This is a genomic window from Amycolatopsis sp. La24, assembly GCF_029087445.1.
GTDB classification, from domain to species: domain Bacteria; phylum Actinomycetota; class Actinomycetes; order Mycobacteriales; family Pseudonocardiaceae; genus Amycolatopsis; species Amycolatopsis nivea.
In genome coordinates this window covers 1-1,526 of sequence record NZ_JARACH010000142.1, presented here as the reverse complement: position 1 = coordinate 1,526, position 1,526 = coordinate 1, and the positions used below count along the sequence as shown (strand labels likewise).

Here is a 1,526-nt window from a genome sequence, read left to right as displayed (position 1 = left end):
GAGGTCCGTGAAGACATCCCTGGGTTTTGTTTGTCAAGCGGCTGTGGGTTGTTGTCTGTTTTGGCTGGTTGTGGTGGCTTGTGGCCAGGCGGTTGCTTCGTTGTAGTGGGTGCTGGTTGTGAGGCATCCGTGGAGGATGCCGACGAGCCGGTTGGCGAGCTGGCGCAGCGCGGCCTGGTGTCCGATGCCTCTGGCTCGGAGTGCGTCGTAGCAGGCGCGTGCTCCGGGTGAGGCCCGCAGTGCTGATTGCGCTTGCCGGGTCAGCGCGTCGACGAGGCGGTCGTTGCGCACGAACCGGGCCCGGACGGTGCGTTTGCGGCCGGAGGCGATGGTCAGCGGGCTGGTCCCGGCGTAGTTCTTGCGGGCCTTCGCTGAGGCGTAGCGGTGGGGGTCGTCCCCGAACTCGGCGAGCACCCTGGCTCCGAGGATCTGCCCGAGTCCCGGTTGGGACAGGTAGATCCCGGTGTCAGGGTGCTGTCCAAAATGGGCTTTCACCTCGGTCTCCAGCTGCGCGATCTCGGTGGTCAGGGCGCTGATCACGGAGATCGACGACCGGGTGACCGCGGCCGAGGCCGCGGTCAGGACCGGGCCGCGGCCCAGCGCCGGGGCGCGCAGGGCGGCCTGGATCGCGGTGGTCTTCCCCTCGATGTCGCGTCGGCGGGCCCGCTTGAGCGCGGCGGCGATCTGCGAGCGGGACAACCGGGCCGCGCGGTCGGGATCGGGAGCCTTGCCGAGCAATTCCAGGGCCTCGGGCTCGGCGAGATCGGCGAACGCCTCCAGCGCGGCGGGAAAGTAGTCCCGCAACGTGGCCCGCAGCCGCAGCACATGCCTTGCCCGGTCCCAGATCAAGGCCTGATGCGCCCGGGTCAGGGCCTGCACCCCGTCGGCGAGATCGCTGTCCTCGGCCACCTGAGGCAACTGGTGGGCATCGGTGCGGACCAGATCGGCCAGCACATGCGCGTCGCCGGCGTCGCTTTTCGCCCCCGAGACCCCCAGCCGGTCCCGCGCCCGCGCCGCCTGCCGCGGATTGACCGCGAACACCCGGTAGCCGGCCGCGACCAACGCCGCCACCCACGGACCGCGATCGGTCTCGATCCCGATCAGCACCTGAGAAGGTTCGGCGTCCTCGGGCAGGAACCGCGCGAGCAGCCCGTGCAACCGGGCGACACCCTCGACGCCTTCGGGAAGCCGGGCCTTGCCCAGCCGCCGCCCCGCCTGATCCTGGACCTCCACATCGTGGTGGTCCAGCGCCCAGTCATCACCGACGAACAACACGATCGCTCGCACTCCAGCCTGTCAACACGGTCTGAGTCCGGCAGCCACGCAAGAGAAATCAACGGCCTAATGGTCGAGTGCTCACGCCAACCCGCAGCGGGCACGACATCCCTTCAGTGATCACATCTCTTGCTCACCGGCGGGGGCACGGTCTTCACGAAGGTCTCAACAAACCCAGGCCCCACGAGTGCTCACCCACCAGCAGCCACCACATCCGAGCCTGCCAAACCCGCCCGAACACAACCCATTAG

General features: G+C 68.7%; 1 protein-coding gene. It reads right to left on the bottom strand.

What is annotated here, in order from left to right; translation table 11 throughout:
• Window positions 1–33: 33 nt before the first annotated feature.
• Window positions 34–1,275, bottom strand: coding sequence for an IS110 family transposase (locus PUT80_RS46190; RefSeq protein ID WP_275295919.1), 1,242 nt, complete (start codon window positions 1,273–1,275; stop codon window positions 34–36).
• Window positions 1,276–1,526: the final 251 nt, after the last annotated feature.